The following is a 13,822-nucleotide window of genomic DNA, read 5'->3' on the forward strand; positions in this document are numbered from 1 at the left end:
CCCCCGGGCCGAGTGCTATGATGCCGCGGCAGCACCGACACATCGTCCTGATAGTGTAAGGTTTTTTGTGATCGGAACGCACGGCTTCCGGTCAACCCGAACGGGACGCCTTGAATCCCGACGCCCCGATCCCCACCATGGGGTGTGGTAACGACACCGCTGACGACAAGGAGAGACTCGATGGCATTTGAACTGCCCGCACTGCCGTACGACAAGAACGCCCTGGAACCGCACATCTCGGCCGAGACCCTCGAGTATCACTACGGCAAGCACCACCAGACCTACGTGAACAAGCTCAACGAGCTGACCGAAGGTACCGCCGAGGCGGACAAGTCCCTGGAAGAGATCATCCAGTCCTCCTCCGGCGGCCTGTTCAACCAGGCGGCGCAGGTCTGGAACCACACTTTCTACTGGCACTGCCTCTCCCCCAACGGCGGCGGCGAGCCGACTGGCGCGCTGGCCGAGGCCATCAACGCCAAGTTCGGCTCCTTCGAGAAGTTCAAGGAGACCTTCAACGCCCAGGCGGCCGCCAACTTCGGCTCCGGCTGGACCTGGCTGATCAAGACCGATGACGGCGGCGTCGACATCGTCAACACCAGCAACGCCGACACCCCCATCGCCCACGGCCAGACCCCGCTGCTGACCATCGACGTGTGGGAGCACGCCTACTACATCGACTACCGCAACGCGCGTCCGAAGTACCTCGAGAACGTCTGGAACGTGCTCAACTGGGACTTCGTCGCCCAGAACTTCGCCTGATCCCCTGCGGACTCGCGAACGACAACGGCCCCGCCATCTGGCGGGGCCGTTTTGTTTCTACTGCTTATGAGAAAGTCGACTCAAGGATCGGCGCGGCGCCCGATGCCCCGGTAGTGCAGCCCCATGTCGGCGACATGGGCCGGGTCGTAGATGTTGCGGCCATCGAGCAGCAGCTTCTCGCCCAGCAGCGCGCTGAGCCTCGGCCAGTCGGGGTTCCAGTAGGCCTTCCACTCGGTGACCAGCATCAGTGCATCGGCGCCCTCGCAGGCCGCCAGCGGGTCGGCGTCGAACACCTGGAGCAGCGGATGCTCGCCGACCTCGGCCAGCACCGCGGGGATGGCCGCGGGGTCGTGGAGGTGCACCGTCACGCCCTGGGCCCAGAGGGCGCGCAGCAGCGTCAGCACCGGCGCCTGGTCGATGCGCGCCGTGCCGGGCTTGAAGGCCGCGCCCCACACCGCCACCGTGCGTCCGCCCAGGCGGCCGTGGAAGTGGGACCAGAGCTTGCGGAACAGCGTCTCCTTCTTGTGCTCGTTGATGTCGAGCACTTGGTCGAGCAGCGCCGAGTGGCGACCGCTCGCCGACTGCACGTGGGCCAGGCGCATCAGGTCGCGGGAGAAGTTGGGACCGCCGAAGCCGCAGCCGGGATAGAGGTACTCGTAGCCGATGCGCGAATCGGCGCCCATGCCCTGGCGCACATGCTCCACGTCGACGCCGAGGCTGTCGGCGAGCCCGGCGATCTCGTTCATGTAGCTGATGCGGGTCGCCAGCATGCCGTTGATGGCGAGCTTGGTGAGCTCCGCGGCGCGGCGCGGCATGCGCTGGATCACCTCACGGCGACGGTTGAAGGCGCGCAGCAGTTCGCGCACCAGGCGTGCGGCGCGGTCGTCGTCGCAGCCGAGCAGCCAGCGCGAGGGCCGGGTGAAGGTCTCCCAGGCCCGCCCCTCCTCGAGCAGGTCGGCCAGCGCCACCGCCCGGCAGCCGTCCAGCCGCGCCTCCAGCTGCTCGGTCTCGCCGACCGGGAAGGTGGAGTTGTTGATGAGCACGGCCCCGGGGCAGAGGCTCGCCATGCGCGTCTCCACGCAGGCGGCGGCGTCCAGGCGCTGGTCGGGCGAGACGGCGAGCCACATCACGTCGAAGGGGTCATCGCCGAGGGCATCGTCGTCCTGGGACAGTATCCGCAGGCTGCCCTGGGCCAGTCCCTCCTCGAGCCGGCCCATCAGTTCCGGCTCGCTCAGAAGCCAGCGGCTCTGGGCGAGGGCCGGCCAGTCGGCCGAGGCGTGGGGCAGCCAGGCCACGCGGTGGCCCACCCAGGAGAGCGCGGCCGCGGCGGTGGCCGCGGCCAGCTCGCTGCCATGGATCAGTACCCGCATCGCCTCACTCCTCGTCCGCGTAGCGCGCGAGCAGCTCGCGGAAGCCCTGCCCGTAGCGGGCGTGGCGACGGCCGTAGGCGAGGATCGCCTCCAGGTAGCCGAGCTGGTGGCCGCAGTCGTAGGTCTTGCCCTGCATGCGGAAGGCATCGACGCCCTCCTCGCGGCGCAGGGTCTCGATGGCATCGGTGAGCTGGATCTCGTTGCCGGCCCCCGGCGGCGTCTCGGCGAGCAGCGGGAAGATGCGCCCGGGCAGCACGTAGCGGCCGATCACGGCGAGATCCGAAGGCGCCTCGTCCACCGGCGGCTTCTCGACCACGCCGGCGATGGGGCGGGACTCGCCCGGGCCCGGCAGCTCGCCGCCGGTATCGACGATGCCGTACTTGTGGACCATGGCGTGGGGCACCTCCTCCACCATCAGCTGGCTGTGGCCGGTCGACTCGAAGGAGGCGATCATGCCGGCCAGGTCATTACGCGCCAGGCCCGCATCATCGACCAGCACGTCCGGCAGCAGCACGGCGAAGGGCTCGTCGTCGCCGATCACCGGGCGGGCACAGAGCACGGCGTGGCCGAGGCCCAGCGGTTCGGGCTGGCGCACGCTGATGATGTTGACGTCGGCCGGCACGATGGAGCGCAGCTCCTCGAGCAGGTCGGTCTTGCCCTTGGCCTCGAGACTCGCCTCGAGCTCGAAGTGCTTGTCGAAGTGGTTCTCGATGGCGCTCTTGGTGCCGTGGGTCACCAGCACGATGTCGCGGATCCCCGCGGCCACGGCCTCCTGGACGACATACTGGATCACCGGTCGGTCGACGATGGTGATCATCTCCTTGGGGATGGCCTTAGAGGCCGGGAGACAGCGCGTGCCGAAGCCGGCAACGGGAAGAACGGCCTTGTGGATCATGGTGAGGTCCCTGTCACGGTGGAGGTGGCTCGCCGGAAAGCGTGGGAATGCCCTCCGGGGAGCGGGTACAATGGCCATGATACCGAACCCAGACCGGCCTGACAGCGTGTCGGGTAGGCGACATCAGGGAGAGAGCAGATGAGCGCAAGCCACGCGCAAGCAGGCAACGTCGACCAGGCGGAGATCGCCAAGTTCGAGGCCCTGGCCGACCGCTGGTGGGATCCGCACGGGGAGTTCAAGCCACTTCACGACATCAACCCCCTGCGGCTGGAATTCATCGATGCGCGCTCGGGCCTCGCCGGGCGGCGCGTGCTGGACGTCGGCTGTGGCGGCGGCATCCTCGCCGAGGCCATGGCACAGCGTGGCGCCGAGGTCACCGGCATCGACCTGGGCGAGGCGCCGCTGGCCGTGGCCCGACTGCATGCCCGGGAGCAGGATGTCGACGTCGACTATCGCCACATCGGCGCCGAGGCGATGGCCGAGGCGCATCCCGGCGAGTTCGACGTGGTCACCTGCCTGGAGATGCTCGAGCACGTGCCCGATCCCGCCTCGGTGGTGCGCGCCTGCGCGGCCCTGGTGAAGCCCGGCGGGCAGGTGTTCTTCTCGACCCTCAACCGCACGCCCAAGGCCTATGCGCTGGCGGTGGTCGGCGCCGAGTACGTCATGCGCCTGCTGCCCCGCGGCACCCACGACTATAGCCGCTTCATCCGGCCCTCGGAGCTGGCCGGCTGGTGTCGCGAGGCGGGCCTCGCCGTGCGCGAACAGAACGGCCTGGTGTATCACCCGATCACCCGCCAATTTTCGCTCTCGACGCGGGATGTCTCGGTCAACTACCTGATGCACTGTCGCCGGGAGACGACATGATGGTCACGCGGCGCCCCGAGGCCCTGCTCTTCGACCTGGACGGCACCCTGGTGGACACCGCACCGGACCTGGCCCGGGCGACCAACGCCCTGCGCGAGCACCACGGCCTGCCCGCCCTGCCCTATGCGCCGATTCGCGCCCAGGTCTCCAACGGCGGCAGCGCCCTGGTGACCCTGGCGCTGGGCCTCGAGAAGCAGGCCCCGGGCCACGATGCGGCACGCACCTTCCTGCTCGAGGCCTACGGCCAGTCGGTGGCCGAGGAGAGCCGCGTCTTCCCCCCGCTGGACCGCCTGCTGGACGCCTGGGAGGCCCGCCAGGGTCCCTGGGGCATCGTCACCAACAAGCCCCGCGCCTACGCCGAGCCCCTGGTCGAGGCGCTGGGGCTGACCCCCGGGGTGTTGCTCTGCGCCGACGACCTGCCGGTCAAGAAACCCGACCCCGCCCCGCTTGTCGAGGCGGCCCGTCGCCTGGCGGCCATGCCCGGGCGCTGCTGGTACATCGGCGATCACCTGCGCGACATGCAGGCGGCCCGGGCGGCCGGCATGGCCGCCGTGGCGGTGGGCTATGGCTATATCGGGGCGGAGGACGACTACCGGCGCTGGCCGGCCGATCTCTGGTTCGAGACCGCCGAGGCGCTGACCGCGGCCCTGCTGGAGGAGGCGGGCGCGTGCCCCGCCTGAGCCCTGACGGGCTCCCGCCCCGATACGACGAAGCCCTCGCGCCTTGCCGGCACGAGGGCTTCTTGCTCATGGCCTCGCCGTGTCGTTCGGCCCTTGAGTGCGCGGTGCGTCAGGTCCCCTTGGGCGGCTGGGCGTCGAACTGCTCGCCGTTGTGGCCCTGGCTCTCCGGACCCATCAGCCACAGGTAGGTCGGCATGATCGCCTCGGGGGAGCGCAGGGCCTGGGCGTCCTCGCCCGGGTAGGCGGTCTTGCGCATGGCGGTGCGCGTCGCCCCTGGGTTGAGGCTGTTGACGCGCAGCGTACCCAGGTGGTCGACCTCGTCGGCCAGCACCTGGACGAAGCCCTCGGTGGCGAACTTGGAGACCGAGTAGGCGCCCCAGTAGGCGCGGCCGCGGCGCCCCACGCTCGACGAGGTGAACACCACCGAGGCATCCGGGGAGCTCTTGAGCAGCGGCAGCAGCGCCTGGGTCATCCAGATCGGGCCGTTGATATTGACCTGCATCACCTGCTCCCAGAGCTCGGGATTGTACTGCTCGAAGGGCGTGAGGCGGCCCAGCATGCCGGCGTTGTGCAGGATGCCGTCGAGGCGGCCGAACTCCTTGTCGAGGGTCTCGGCCATGTCGTGGTAGTCCTTGAGCGCGGCGCCCTCGAGGTTGAGCGGGAAGATCGCCGGCTGGGGGCCGCCGGCGGCCTCTATCTCGTCGTAGACCTTCTCCAGCTTGGCGATGGTCCGCCCGAGCAGGATCACGGTGGCGCCATGCCGGGCGAAGCTGAGCGCCGCGGCCCGACCGATGCCGTCGCCGGCACCGGTGACCAGGATGATGCGGCCGTCGAGCAGGTCGGCCGCGGGTTGATAGTCGATCTTGCAGGTCATCTCGCGTCCTCAGTTGCCCGTCTGGCGAAGGAAGTCGTCGGCCAGTCCGGCGGCGCTGCTGTCGGGGTGCTCCTCGCGCACCCGCTCGAGCAGGGCGCGGCTCTCTTCCGGGCGCCCGCGGCGCGCCTCGAGCAGGCCCAGCTTGTAGAGGGCGTCCGGCACCTTGCTGCTCTCGGGGAAGTCCTCGAGCACCCGGCGGAAGGCCGCCTCGGCCGGCTCCAGGTTGGACTCGGCCGAGTGCAGCTCGCCCAGCCAGTAGTAGGCGTTGGCGGTGAGCCGGGTGTCCGGGTACTGGTCGACGAAGGCCTCGAAGGCGCGGATCGCCTCGCCGAACTCGCGGGCCTGGACGTGAGCGAAGGCGGCCTGGTAGGCCTGCTGGGTGCCGGCCGCGTCGCCGCTCGGCGAAGGCGTCTCGGCCACCTCGCGGGCGCTCTGCTCGTCCACGGGCGGGGTGGCCTGATCGACGCCGCCGCCCGCCGCCATCAGGCGATCCTCGATGTCCAGGTACTGCTGTCGGGTCTGGCGACGCAGCTGCTCGAGCTGGTGGCGAAGCTCCTCCACCTGCCCGCGCAGCTGGCGGATCTCCTCCTGGTGCTGCTGCACCTGGTTGAAGATCACCAGGCTGCCGCCGGCCTCCTCGCGGGTCGCCGTCTGGCTGTAGAAGCCCCCGCCCCGCTGGCTCTCGGTGAGGTCCTCGATCACTGGCTGCTGTGCCGCAACGGTCAGCGGGAGCACCAGGGCTCCCGCGCCGCACAGTCTCTTCAGACCGTGTCTCATGACGTTCTCCCTCGTCGTGTGGGCCCGGCTCAGTAGGCGAAGACCACCCGACGGTTCTGGGCGTAGGCCTGCTCGTTCGCGCCGCGCGCCGCGGGCCGCTCCTCGCCGTAGCTCACCACCTCGACCTGGGAGGGGGAGACGCCCTGGACGTTGAGATAGCGCTCCACGGAGCCGGCACGACGCTCGCCCAGCGCCAGGTTGTACTCGCGGGTGCCACGCTCGTCGGTGTGGCCCTGCAGGATCACCGTGGCACTGGGGTTGGCGCGCAGGAACCGGGCATGCGCGGTGAGCACCGGCTCGAACTCGCTGCGGATGGCGTCGCTGTCGTATTCGAAGTAGATGGTGCGGGTCGCCGGGATACGACCGTCGGCGTCGGCCATCTGGCCGGCGCGGTCGCCGCTGACGCCGCTGCCACCGGCGGTACCGGTGGAGACGCCACCATTCGCGCCGCCGAGGCCACCCTCCAGGTCGCCCTCCTGGCTGCCACCCGTGCTGGAACAACCGGCCACGACGGCCAGGGAAAGGGCGATGGCCAGGGTTCTGGCGTGGGACTTGAGCTGCATCGTGTAACTCCTTTTGGGGGACATCAGTTCAGAAACGGGGACCACGCGGGTTCGCGAACATCACCCTGTGCCGCCGGTAGCCGGAAGGAGGCGCGCCCGTCGGCGGACACGCCACCCAGCACGCCGTTGCCGCCCTGCTGGGTGGCGAAGATTACCATGGTGCCGTTGGGGGCGACACTGGGGGATTCGTCCTGACGCGAGTCGGTCAGGGCCACCAGGCGGCCGCTCTCCAGATCCTGGCGAGCGACCTGGTAGCCGCCGTTCCCGCGGTGGATCAAGAAGATTGACTCGCCGTCCGGCGCGAAGCGGGCCCGGGCGTTGTAGTTGCCGGTGAAGGTGATGCGCTCGGCCTGGCCGCTGCCGAGATCGACGCGGTAGATCTGGGGACCGCCGCTGCGGTCGGAGGTGAACACCAGGCTCCGGCCATCCGGCGCCCAGGCGGGCTCCGTCTCGATGCTGGACCCCGTGGTGACGCGCTCGATATTGCGCGAGCCGATGTCCATCACGTAGATGTCCGGCTGGCCGTCCTTGGAGAGCGACATCGCCAGGCGACGGCCGTCCGGCGACCAGGTGGGGGCGCTGTTCAGGCCCTCGAAGGAGGTGGCGCGCACGCGACGGCCCGAGGCGATCTCCTGGATGTAGATCGCCGGACGCCCCGTCTCGAAGGAGACGTAGGCCAGCTTGCCGCCGTCCGGCGACCAGGAGGGCGACATGATCGGCTCGTCAGAGGCCAGGACCTGTTGGCTGTTGCGCCCGTCGGCGTCGGCGACGTGCAGCGCGTACTGGGTCTGATCGCCCAGGCCCGTGGAGGTCACGTAGGCGATGCGGGTCGAGAAGGCGCCGCGGATGTCGGTGATCTCCTCGAAGATCTGGTCGCTCATGTAGTGGGCGGCGTCGCGCAGCCCCTGGCGTCCGGCGGTCACGCTCTCGGCGAGCATCCGGCTACCGCCGCTGACGTCCATCAGCTCGTAGTCGATCCGGAACCTTTCGCCCTCGCGGCTGACCCGGCCTACCACCAGGTAGCGCACGTCCAGGGCGCGCCACTCGCCGTAGCTCACCTCGTCGCTCGAGGCGGGACGCGCGAACATCGCCTCGCGCCCGAGGGGCTCGAAGTAGCCGCTGCGCTCCAGGTCGTCGGCGACGATCTGGGCGATGTCCTGGGGCAGGTTGTCGCCCTCGGCCAGGGGCACCACGGCGATGGGCGTCGCCCGGTCGCTGCCCCGGGTGATCTCGATGGTCAGGTCGGCCTGGGCCAGGCCGGTGACCAGCATCAGCATGGCGGCCAGCCAGGTACTCTTCAGTATCTTCGTCATCAGCGAATATCCCCCGGTCTGAATCGCAGATTGAATTGACGGTAGTCGCGTTGCACCGCTCCCGGCAACTGGCGAAGCTCGGCGAAGGGCGCGGCGGCCTCCACGGCCTGCACCGCGGAGCGATCGAAGGCCGCGTTGCCACTGCTCTGACCGATGGAGGCGGCAAACAGCTCCCCGGACGGGCCCAGTCGCACCGAGACCTGGGCCGCGGCGCCGTCCGGCACGTTGGGCGGAATCACCCAGGCCTGCTCCACCGCGCGGCGCACCAGGTTGATGAAGCCGTTGGCGGCCTCGTTCGCCTGGCGGGCATTGGCAACGCTCTCGCTCTCGCCCTCGATGGCGCGATCCAGCCCCTGGCTCGCCGCCTCGGCGGCGCGACGCGCGGCCTCCTCGGCCTGACGCTGTCGTTCGGCTTCCGCCTCGGCCTGGCGCTTGCGCTCGGCTTCCGCCTCGGCCTGGCGCTGTCGTTCGGCTTCCGCCTCGGCCTGGCGCTGTCGCTCGGCTTCTGCCTCGGCCTGGCGCTGGCGTTCTGCCTCCGCCTCGGCCTGGCGCTGTCGTTCTGCCTCCGCCTCGGCCTGGCGCTGGCGTTCTGCCTCCGCCTCGGCCTGGCGCTGGCGTTCTGCCTCCGCCTCGGCCTGGCGCTTCCGTTCGGCTTCCGCCTCGGCCTGGCGCTTCCGTTCGGCTTCCGCCTCGCGGCGGCGCTCCGCCTGGGCCTCGGCCTCGGCGGCGCGGCGGGCGGCCTCCTCTTCCGCCTCCTGGCGGGCGGCCTCGCGGGCCGCTTCCTCGGCCTGGCGTTGCGCTTCGGCTTCGGCCTGCTGCTCTGCCTCTGCCTCTGCTTGGCGGGCGGCCTCCTCCTGCTCGGCCTGGCGCTGTGCCTCGGCTTCCGCCTCGGCCTGGCGCGCCGCTTCCTCTTCGGCCTGGCGCGCGGCCGCTCGAGCCCGCGCCTCTTCGGCGCGCTGGGCCTGGTCGGTGGTGGTCTCGGTGCTCACCAGGGTCGCCTGGACGATGTTGGAGCTCGGCGGCGTGACCTCCTCCTCGGGAAAGCGCAGCACGCTGGCCACGAGGATCGCCAGGTGCAGCCCGATGGCAAGCAGCAGCGGCAGGCCGTAGCCCACGCGTCGGTCATGTCTGGCCATGGACGCTCCTCAACGCTCCCCGGGGGGCGGTTCCGAGATCAGCCCGACGTTGCTCACCCCGGCGGTCTGCAGGGTGCTCATCAGGGTGACCACCTGGCCGTAGGCGACATGGCGATCGCCGCGCACCATCACCGGGGTGCCCGGCTGGCGATCGAGCAGGATGATCACCCGCTCGCTGATCTCGTCCAGGCTGACCGCCGAGGTGTCGCCGCCCAGGGTGATGTGGTACTGGCCGTCCTTGTCCACCGAGACGACGATGGGGTCGCGATCCTCGGTCTCCTCGATGGGCTCGGAGGTGACCTGGGGCAGGTCGACCTGCACGCCCTGGGTGAGCATGGGCGCGGTGATCATGAAGATCACCAGCAGCACCAGCATCACGTCGATGAACGGCACGACGTTGATCTCGCCCATGGGCCGGCGGCGACCGGCGCGATTGAAGGGTCCCAGCATGATGGCCTCTCCCTCAGTCGGCGCCGGCGTCGGTCCGGCCCTGCAGGTTGCGGTGCAGGATGGAGTGGAACTCCTCGGCGAAGTCCTCGTACTTGCCCAGCAGGCGGCCGGATTCGGCCGAGAGCCGGTTGTAGAAGATCACCGCGGGAATGGCGGCGAACAGGCCCATGGCGGTAGCGATCAGCGCCTCGGCGATCCAGGGCGCCACGGTGGCGAGCGTCGCCTGCTGGGCCAGGGAGAGCGACTGGAAGGAGCCCATGATGCCCCAGACGGTGCCGAACAGCCCGATGTAGGGGCTCGCCGAGGCGACGGTGGCCAGGAACACCAGGTGCAGGTTGAGGCGGTCTTCCTCCCGGGACCAGGCCACGCGCATGCTGCGCTGGACGCCCTCGAGGATAGCCTGGGGGCTGCGGGTCTTGGCCAGCAGCCGGTTGAACTCGCGAAAGCCCGAGCGGAACACGTGCTCGGCGCCCTGGGTCTCCTGCTCGGCCGGGGTCTCCCGGTAGAGCTCGTTCAGGTCGACGCCGGACCAGAAGCGGTCCTCGAAGCGGCGGTGCGCCTTGCGGGCGCGGCGCATCACGAAGGTGCGCTGGAAGATCACCACCCAGGAGAGCAGCGAGCCGATCATCAGGATCAGCATCACCGCCTGCACCACGCCGCTGGCGTTCATGATCAGGTGGGGAATGGACAGGGAGTCGTTCACGGGCATCCTCGTCGGTCTTGGTCGGTCATGAGTGGGGAAAGCGTGGACTACTCGGGCGCCCGCTCGTGGGGCGCCATCTCGAAATGGGCCCAGGCCTGGCGCGTCACCACCCGCCCCCGGGCGGTGCGCATCATCAGACCCTGCTGGATCAGGTAGGGTTCGATCACGTCCTCGATGGTATCGCGCTCCTCGCCGATGGCCGCGGCCAGGGAGTCGATGCCCACCGGGCCGCCGTCGAACTTCTCGATCATCGCCAGCAGCAGGCGGCGGTCCATGTGGTCCAGGCCGTGGTGGTCGACATGCAGCATGTTGAGCGCCAGGTCGGCGATCTCGGCATCGACCCGCCCCTCGGCGCGTACCTGGGCGAAGTCGCGCACCCGGCGCAGCAGCCGGTTGGCGATGCGCGGCGTGCCCCGGGAGCGTCGCGCGATCTCCCGGGCGCCCTCGCGGTCGCTCGCGACGCCCAGCAGGCCCGCCGATCGGGCGACGATCTCGGTCAGCTCATCGATGCCGTAGAACTCCAGGCGCTGCACGATGCCGAAGCGGTCGCGCAGCGGCGAGGTCAGCAGGCCCGCCCGGGTGGTCGCCCCCACCAGGGTGAAGGGCGGCAGGTCGAGCTTGATCGAGCGCGCCGCCGGCCCCTCGCCGATGACGATGTCGAGCTGGAAGTCCTCCATGGCGGGATAGAGGATCTCCTCGACCACCGGCGACAGGCGATGGATCTCGTCGATGAAGAGCACGTCGCCGGGCTGCAGGTTGGTGAGCATGGCGGCGAGGTCACCGGCTCGCTCGAGCACCGGCCCCGAGGTGGACTTGAGGCCGACCCCCATCTCGGCGGCGATGATGTTGGCCAGCGTGGTCTTGCCGAGCCCCGGCGGGCCGAAGACCAGGGTGTGGTCGAGGCACTCGTCGCGGCCGCGGGCGGCGCTGATGAAGATCTCGAGCTGCTCGCGCACTCGGGGCTGGCCGATGTAGTCGGCCAGGCGCTTGGGGCGGATGGCGTGGTCGACGCCGCCCTCGCCTTCGCCCTCCCGGGCGTCGGCGGCGATCAGGCGGTCATTCTCGAGCATGGCGGCGATCCGGGGTCGGGTGGAGGAAGGGCGTCGTCATCGGCTCACCCCGCCAGGCGGCGGCTCAGCGCCGCCTTGATCATGGCCTCGGTGGAGTCGGCCTCCTCGAGGCCAACCAGCATGCGCGCGGCCTCGGCGGGCTTGTAGCCCAGGCTGACCAGCGCGGCCTCGGCATCGGCGACGGGATCCGCCGCGGCAACCGGCGCCGCACCGGCGCTGCCCTCCATGCCCACGGCCAGCTCGCCGGGCTGCTGCCAGTGGGGGAAGCGGTCGCGCATCTCGATGATCAGCCGCTCGGCGGTCTTCTTGCCGACGCCGGGCAGGCGGGTCAGCGCCTTGGCGTCGTCATCCATCACGCAGCGGATGAAGGCCTCTTCGTCCATGCCGGAGAGGATGCCGAGGGCGAGCTTGGGGCCGATGCCGTTCACCTTGATCAGGGCGCGGAACAGGGCGCGCTCCTGCTCGCGGGCGAAACCGTAGAGCAGGTGGGCATCGTCGCGGATGGTCAGGTGGGTATAGAGCGATACCGGCTCGCCGGTGCCGGGCATGGCCACCAGGGTGGTCATGGAGGCTTCCAGTTCGTAGCCGACGCCGGCCACGTCCACCACCATCCAGGGGGGCTGTTTCTCGAGCAGGGTGCCTCGCAGGCGTCCGATCATGGAAATGGTCTGTCCCTTGGGGTTGGAGTCCTGGACGGCCCGGGAGCCGTCACCGGGCCACTATACTGTTCGCCCGGGTGGCTTGCCAGTCCGCGAGAACAGCGTTCGACAAGCCTCTGGCGTCGCTGGGTGGCGACGCTTTCAGGGGCGAAAATCCCGCCAGCCGCCGCCCTTGCGGCGACTGCGATGGCCGCCGAAGCTGCCCGTGCTGAGCAGCCCCAGCCGCGCGTGGGCATGGGTCAGCGCGATGGCCAGGGCGTCGGCGGCATCGGCCTGGGGCGTCGCCGAGAGCCCCAGGATCGCCGTTACCATGTGCTGCACCTGGGCCTTGTCGGCGGCGCCACCGCCGGTCACCGCCTGCTTGATCTGACGCGGACCATACTCGCTGACCGGCAGGCCATGGTTGGCGGCGCAGACGATCGCCGAGCCCCGGGCCTGGCCGAGCTTGAGGGCGGAGTCGGCATTCTTCGACATGAACACCTGCTCGATGGCGAACTCGCCCGGGGCGTGCACGGCGATCAGTTCGCTGATCCCGGCGTAGACCTGGGCCAGTCGCTGGGCCAGGTCATCGGCCTGGATGCGGATGCAGCCGCTGGCCACGTAGCGTGGCGTGGTCGTGGCGACGTCGAGCACGCCGTAGCCGGTGATCCGCGAGCCGGGATCGATGCCGAGGATCAGCATGACGCGCCCGCTGCACGAGCTCGGTGCGCCATAGCTGTGAGGGCGAGCGTCGGGGGCAAGGCGAAGCGAGGGTCTTTTGCCCATGGATGGCAAAAGTAGCGCCCATGGATGGGTTCACAGCGCCCTCGCGAAGGCTTGTCGCCGAAAAAGCTCATCATTTTCCTCGATCTCTCAATAGCGTGCCGCTCGTCTGTGATGGCCTCGTCGCCGGAGTTGCCGGATCAAGAGCGCGCTGGTGCCCTTCCCTACTCCTGCAGCTCGTCCATGATGGCATCACTGAAGTCCGCGTTGGTGTAAACATTCTGCACATCGTCCAGGTCCTCGAGCCGGTCGACCAGCGCGAGGATGCGTCGCCCGAGATCGACATCGTCGATGCGGGTGTAGGTGTCGGGAAAGAGCCCGACGTCGCTGGCCTCGGGGGCGATATCCGCCTCGAGCAGGGCATCCTTGACCGCGCCGAAGCGCTCCGGGGTGGTCACCACCTCGAGCCGGCCGTCCTCGAGAGTCTCGATCTCCTCGGGCTCGGCGGCGAGGGTGGCCTCCATGGCGGCCTCCTCCTCGACCCCTTCCGGCAGCGTCAGGCGTCCCTGCTTGTGGAACAGGAAGGCCACCGAGCCGGAGGTGCCGAGGTTGCCGCCGTGCTTGTTGAAGGCGTGTCGCACCTCGGAGACAGTCCGGTTGCGATTATCGGTCATCGCCTCGACCAGCACCGCGACGCCCTCGGGGCCGTAGCCCTCGTAGACGACCTCCTCCATGGCGTCGCCGTCGGTGTTGCCGGCGCCGCGATCCACCGCCCGCTGGACGGTATCCTTGGGCATGTTGCTGGCCAGCGCCTTGTCGATGGCGGCGCGCAGGCGCGGGTTGTCCTCGGGCTCGCCTCCGCCCTGGCGGGCGGCGACCGTGAGCTCGCGGATCAGCTTGTTGAAGATCTTGCCCCGCTTGGCGTCCTGTGCCGCCTTGCGGTGCTTGATGTTGGACCATTTGCTATGGCCGGCCATGTTACCTCCAGTTTATCCAGAAAGCGCTGA

Annotated in this window: 16 protein-coding genes; 3 read left to right on the top strand and 13 right to left on the bottom strand. The window is 69.7% G+C overall.

The window, feature by feature from the left end; translation table 11 throughout:
• Positions 1 to 180 precede the first annotated feature (180 nt).
• Positions 181 to 759 carry a superoxide dismutase gene (locus tag FIU83_RS08475; protein ID WP_152483648.1) on the top strand — a complete coding sequence of 193 codons (579 nt, stop codon included), beginning with the start codon at positions 181 to 183 and terminating at the stop codon, positions 757 to 759.
• A gap of 80 nt (positions 760 to 839) precedes the next feature.
• On the opposite strand, the gene FIU83_RS08480 is transcribed toward FIU83_RS08475, so the two are convergent.
• Complete coding sequence (locus FIU83_RS08480; RefSeq protein ID WP_152483649.1) at positions 840 to 2,129, bottom strand: nucleotide sugar dehydrogenase; 1,290 nt, start codon at positions 2,127 to 2,129, stop codon at positions 840 to 842.
• A gap of 4 nt (positions 2,130 to 2,133) precedes the next feature.
• Complete coding sequence (gene galU, locus FIU83_RS08485) at positions 2,134 to 3,024, bottom strand: UTP--glucose-1-phosphate uridylyltransferase GalU (RefSeq protein ID WP_152483650.1); 891 nt, start codon at positions 3,022 to 3,024, stop codon at positions 2,134 to 2,136.
• A 138-nt stretch (positions 3,025 to 3,162) separates the two neighbouring features.
• Here galU and ubiG point away from each other — a divergent pair, with 138 nt between their 5' ends.
• Both ubiG and FIU83_RS08495 read left to right on the top strand, forming a co-directional pair.
• Entirely contained in the window at positions 3,163 to 3,888 is a 726-nt protein-coding gene (gene ubiG / locus FIU83_RS08490) for a bifunctional 2-polyprenyl-6-hydroxyphenol methylase/3-demethylubiquinol 3-O-methyltransferase UbiG (protein ID WP_152483651.1), read from the top strand.
• Complete coding sequence (locus tag FIU83_RS08495; RefSeq protein ID WP_152485303.1) at positions 3,888 to 4,568, top strand: HAD-IA family hydrolase; 681 nt, start codon at positions 3,888 to 3,890, stop codon at positions 4,566 to 4,568. The genes ubiG and FIU83_RS08495 overlap by 1 nt, the downstream gene beginning before the upstream one ends.
• 109 nt (positions 4,569 to 4,677) lie before the next feature.
• On the opposite strand, the gene FIU83_RS08500 is transcribed toward FIU83_RS08495, so the two are convergent.
• From FIU83_RS08500 to FIU83_RS08550, 11 genes are all read right to left on the bottom strand, one after another.
• A complete protein-coding gene (locus FIU83_RS08500) occupies positions 4,678 to 5,442 on the bottom strand; it encodes a YciK family oxidoreductase (protein WP_152483652.1) in 765 nt (254 codons plus the stop codon).
• A 9-nt stretch (positions 5,443 to 5,451) separates the two neighbouring features.
• A complete protein-coding gene (gene ybgF, locus FIU83_RS08505; RefSeq protein ID WP_152483653.1) occupies positions 5,452 to 6,219 on the bottom strand; it encodes a tol-pal system protein YbgF in 768 nt (255 codons plus the stop codon).
• 29 nt (positions 6,220 to 6,248) lie between these two features.
• Positions 6,249 to 6,782, bottom strand: coding sequence for a peptidoglycan-associated lipoprotein Pal (pal, locus tag FIU83_RS08510; RefSeq protein WP_152483654.1), 534 nt, complete (start codon positions 6,780 to 6,782; stop codon positions 6,249 to 6,251).
• A gap of 23 nt (positions 6,783 to 6,805) precedes the next feature.
• Positions 6,806 to 8,095, bottom strand: a complete 1,290-nt coding sequence (gene tolB / locus FIU83_RS08515) for a Tol-Pal system beta propeller repeat protein TolB (RefSeq protein WP_152483655.1) — start codon at positions 8,093 to 8,095, stop codon at positions 6,806 to 6,808.
• Positions 8,095 to 9,231 carry a cell envelope integrity protein TolA gene (gene tolA / locus FIU83_RS08520; RefSeq protein ID WP_152483656.1) on the bottom strand — a complete coding sequence of 379 codons (1,137 nt, stop codon included), beginning with the start codon at positions 9,229 to 9,231 and terminating at the stop codon, positions 8,095 to 8,097. The genes tolB and tolA overlap by 1 nt, the downstream gene beginning before the upstream one ends.
• 9 nt (positions 9,232 to 9,240) lie before the next feature.
• On the bottom strand, positions 9,241 to 9,681 hold the full coding sequence (tolR, locus tag FIU83_RS08525) for a protein TolR (RefSeq protein ID WP_152483657.1): 441 nt from the start codon (positions 9,679 to 9,681) through the stop codon (positions 9,241 to 9,243).
• Between the two features lie 13 nt (positions 9,682 to 9,694).
• Positions 9,695 to 10,384 (bottom strand): protein TolQ, encoded by a 690-nt coding sequence (gene tolQ, locus FIU83_RS08530; protein ID WP_108445295.1) that lies wholly within the window; start codon positions 10,382 to 10,384, stop codon positions 9,695 to 9,697.
• A 47-nt stretch (positions 10,385 to 10,431) separates the two neighbouring features.
• Entirely contained in the window at positions 10,432 to 11,454 is a 1,023-nt protein-coding gene (gene ruvB / locus FIU83_RS08535) for a Holliday junction branch migration DNA helicase RuvB (protein ID WP_152483658.1), read from the bottom strand.
• 44 nt (positions 11,455 to 11,498) lie between these two features.
• The gene (gene ruvA / locus FIU83_RS08540) at positions 11,499 to 12,113 is read right to left on the bottom strand and encodes a Holliday junction branch migration protein RuvA (RefSeq protein ID WP_152483659.1); all 615 of its coding nucleotides are present in this window, start codon (positions 12,111 to 12,113) and stop codon (positions 11,499 to 11,501) included.
• Between the two features lie 141 nt (positions 12,114 to 12,254).
• A complete protein-coding gene (gene ruvC, locus FIU83_RS08545) occupies positions 12,255 to 12,794 on the bottom strand; it encodes a crossover junction endodeoxyribonuclease RuvC (protein WP_152483660.1) in 540 nt (179 codons plus the stop codon).
• Between the two features lie 245 nt (positions 12,795 to 13,039).
• Entirely contained in the window at positions 13,040 to 13,792 is a 753-nt protein-coding gene (locus FIU83_RS08550) for a YebC/PmpR family DNA-binding transcriptional regulator (protein WP_152483661.1), read from the bottom strand.
• Positions 13,793 to 13,822 lie beyond the last annotated feature (30 nt).

It is taken from the genome of Halomonas sp. THAF5a, assembly GCF_009363755.1.
Taxonomy (GTDB): Bacteria; Pseudomonadota; Gammaproteobacteria; order Pseudomonadales; family Halomonadaceae; genus Halomonas.

Excerpts from the sequence above, each read along its gene's own strand:
- FIU83_RS08475 (WP_152483648.1), top strand. The coding sequence starts at position 181 with ATGGCATTTGAACTGCCCGCACTGCCGTACGACAAGAACGCCCTGGAA.
- FIU83_RS08480 (WP_152483649.1), bottom strand. The coding sequence starts at position 2,129 with ATGCGGGTACTGATCCATGGCAGCGAGCTGGCCGCGGCCACCGCCGCG.
- galU (WP_152483650.1), bottom strand. The coding sequence starts at position 3,024 with ATGATCCACAAGGCCGTTCTTCCCGTTGCCGGCTTCGGCACGCGCTGT.
- ubiG (WP_152483651.1), top strand. The coding sequence starts at position 3,163 with ATGAGCGCAAGCCACGCGCAAGCAGGCAACGTCGACCAGGCGGAGATC.
- FIU83_RS08495 (WP_152485303.1), top strand. The coding sequence starts at position 3,888 with ATGGTCACGCGGCGCCCCGAGGCCCTGCTCTTCGACCTGGACGGCACC.
- FIU83_RS08500 (WP_152483652.1), bottom strand. The coding sequence starts at position 5,442 with ATGACCTGCAAGATCGACTATCAACCCGCGGCCGACCTGCTCGACGGC.
- ybgF (WP_152483653.1), bottom strand. The coding sequence starts at position 6,219 with ATGAGACACGGTCTGAAGAGACTGTGCGGCGCGGGAGCCCTGGTGCTC.
- pal (WP_152483654.1), bottom strand. The coding sequence starts at position 6,782 with ATGCAGCTCAAGTCCCACGCCAGAACCCTGGCCATCGCCCTTTCCCTG.
- tolB (WP_152483655.1), bottom strand. The coding sequence starts at position 8,095 with ATGACGAAGATACTGAAGAGTACCTGGCTGGCCGCCATGCTGATGCTG.
- tolA (WP_152483656.1), bottom strand. The coding sequence starts at position 9,231 with ATGGCCAGACATGACCGACGCGTGGGCTACGGCCTGCCGCTGCTGCTT.
- tolR (WP_152483657.1), bottom strand. The coding sequence starts at position 9,681 with ATGCTGGGACCCTTCAATCGCGCCGGTCGCCGCCGGCCCATGGGCGAG.
- ruvB (WP_152483658.1), bottom strand. The coding sequence starts at position 11,454 with ATGCTCGAGAATGACCGCCTGATCGCCGCCGACGCCCGGGAGGGCGAA.
- ruvA (WP_152483659.1), bottom strand. The coding sequence starts at position 12,113 with ATGATCGGACGCCTGCGAGGCACCCTGCTCGAGAAACAGCCCCCCTGG.
- ruvC (WP_152483660.1), bottom strand. The coding sequence starts at position 12,794 with ATGCTGATCCTCGGCATCGATCCCGGCTCGCGGATCACCGGCTACGGC.
- FIU83_RS08550 (WP_152483661.1), bottom strand. The coding sequence starts at position 13,792 with ATGGCCGGCCATAGCAAATGGTCCAACATCAAGCACCGCAAGGCGGCA.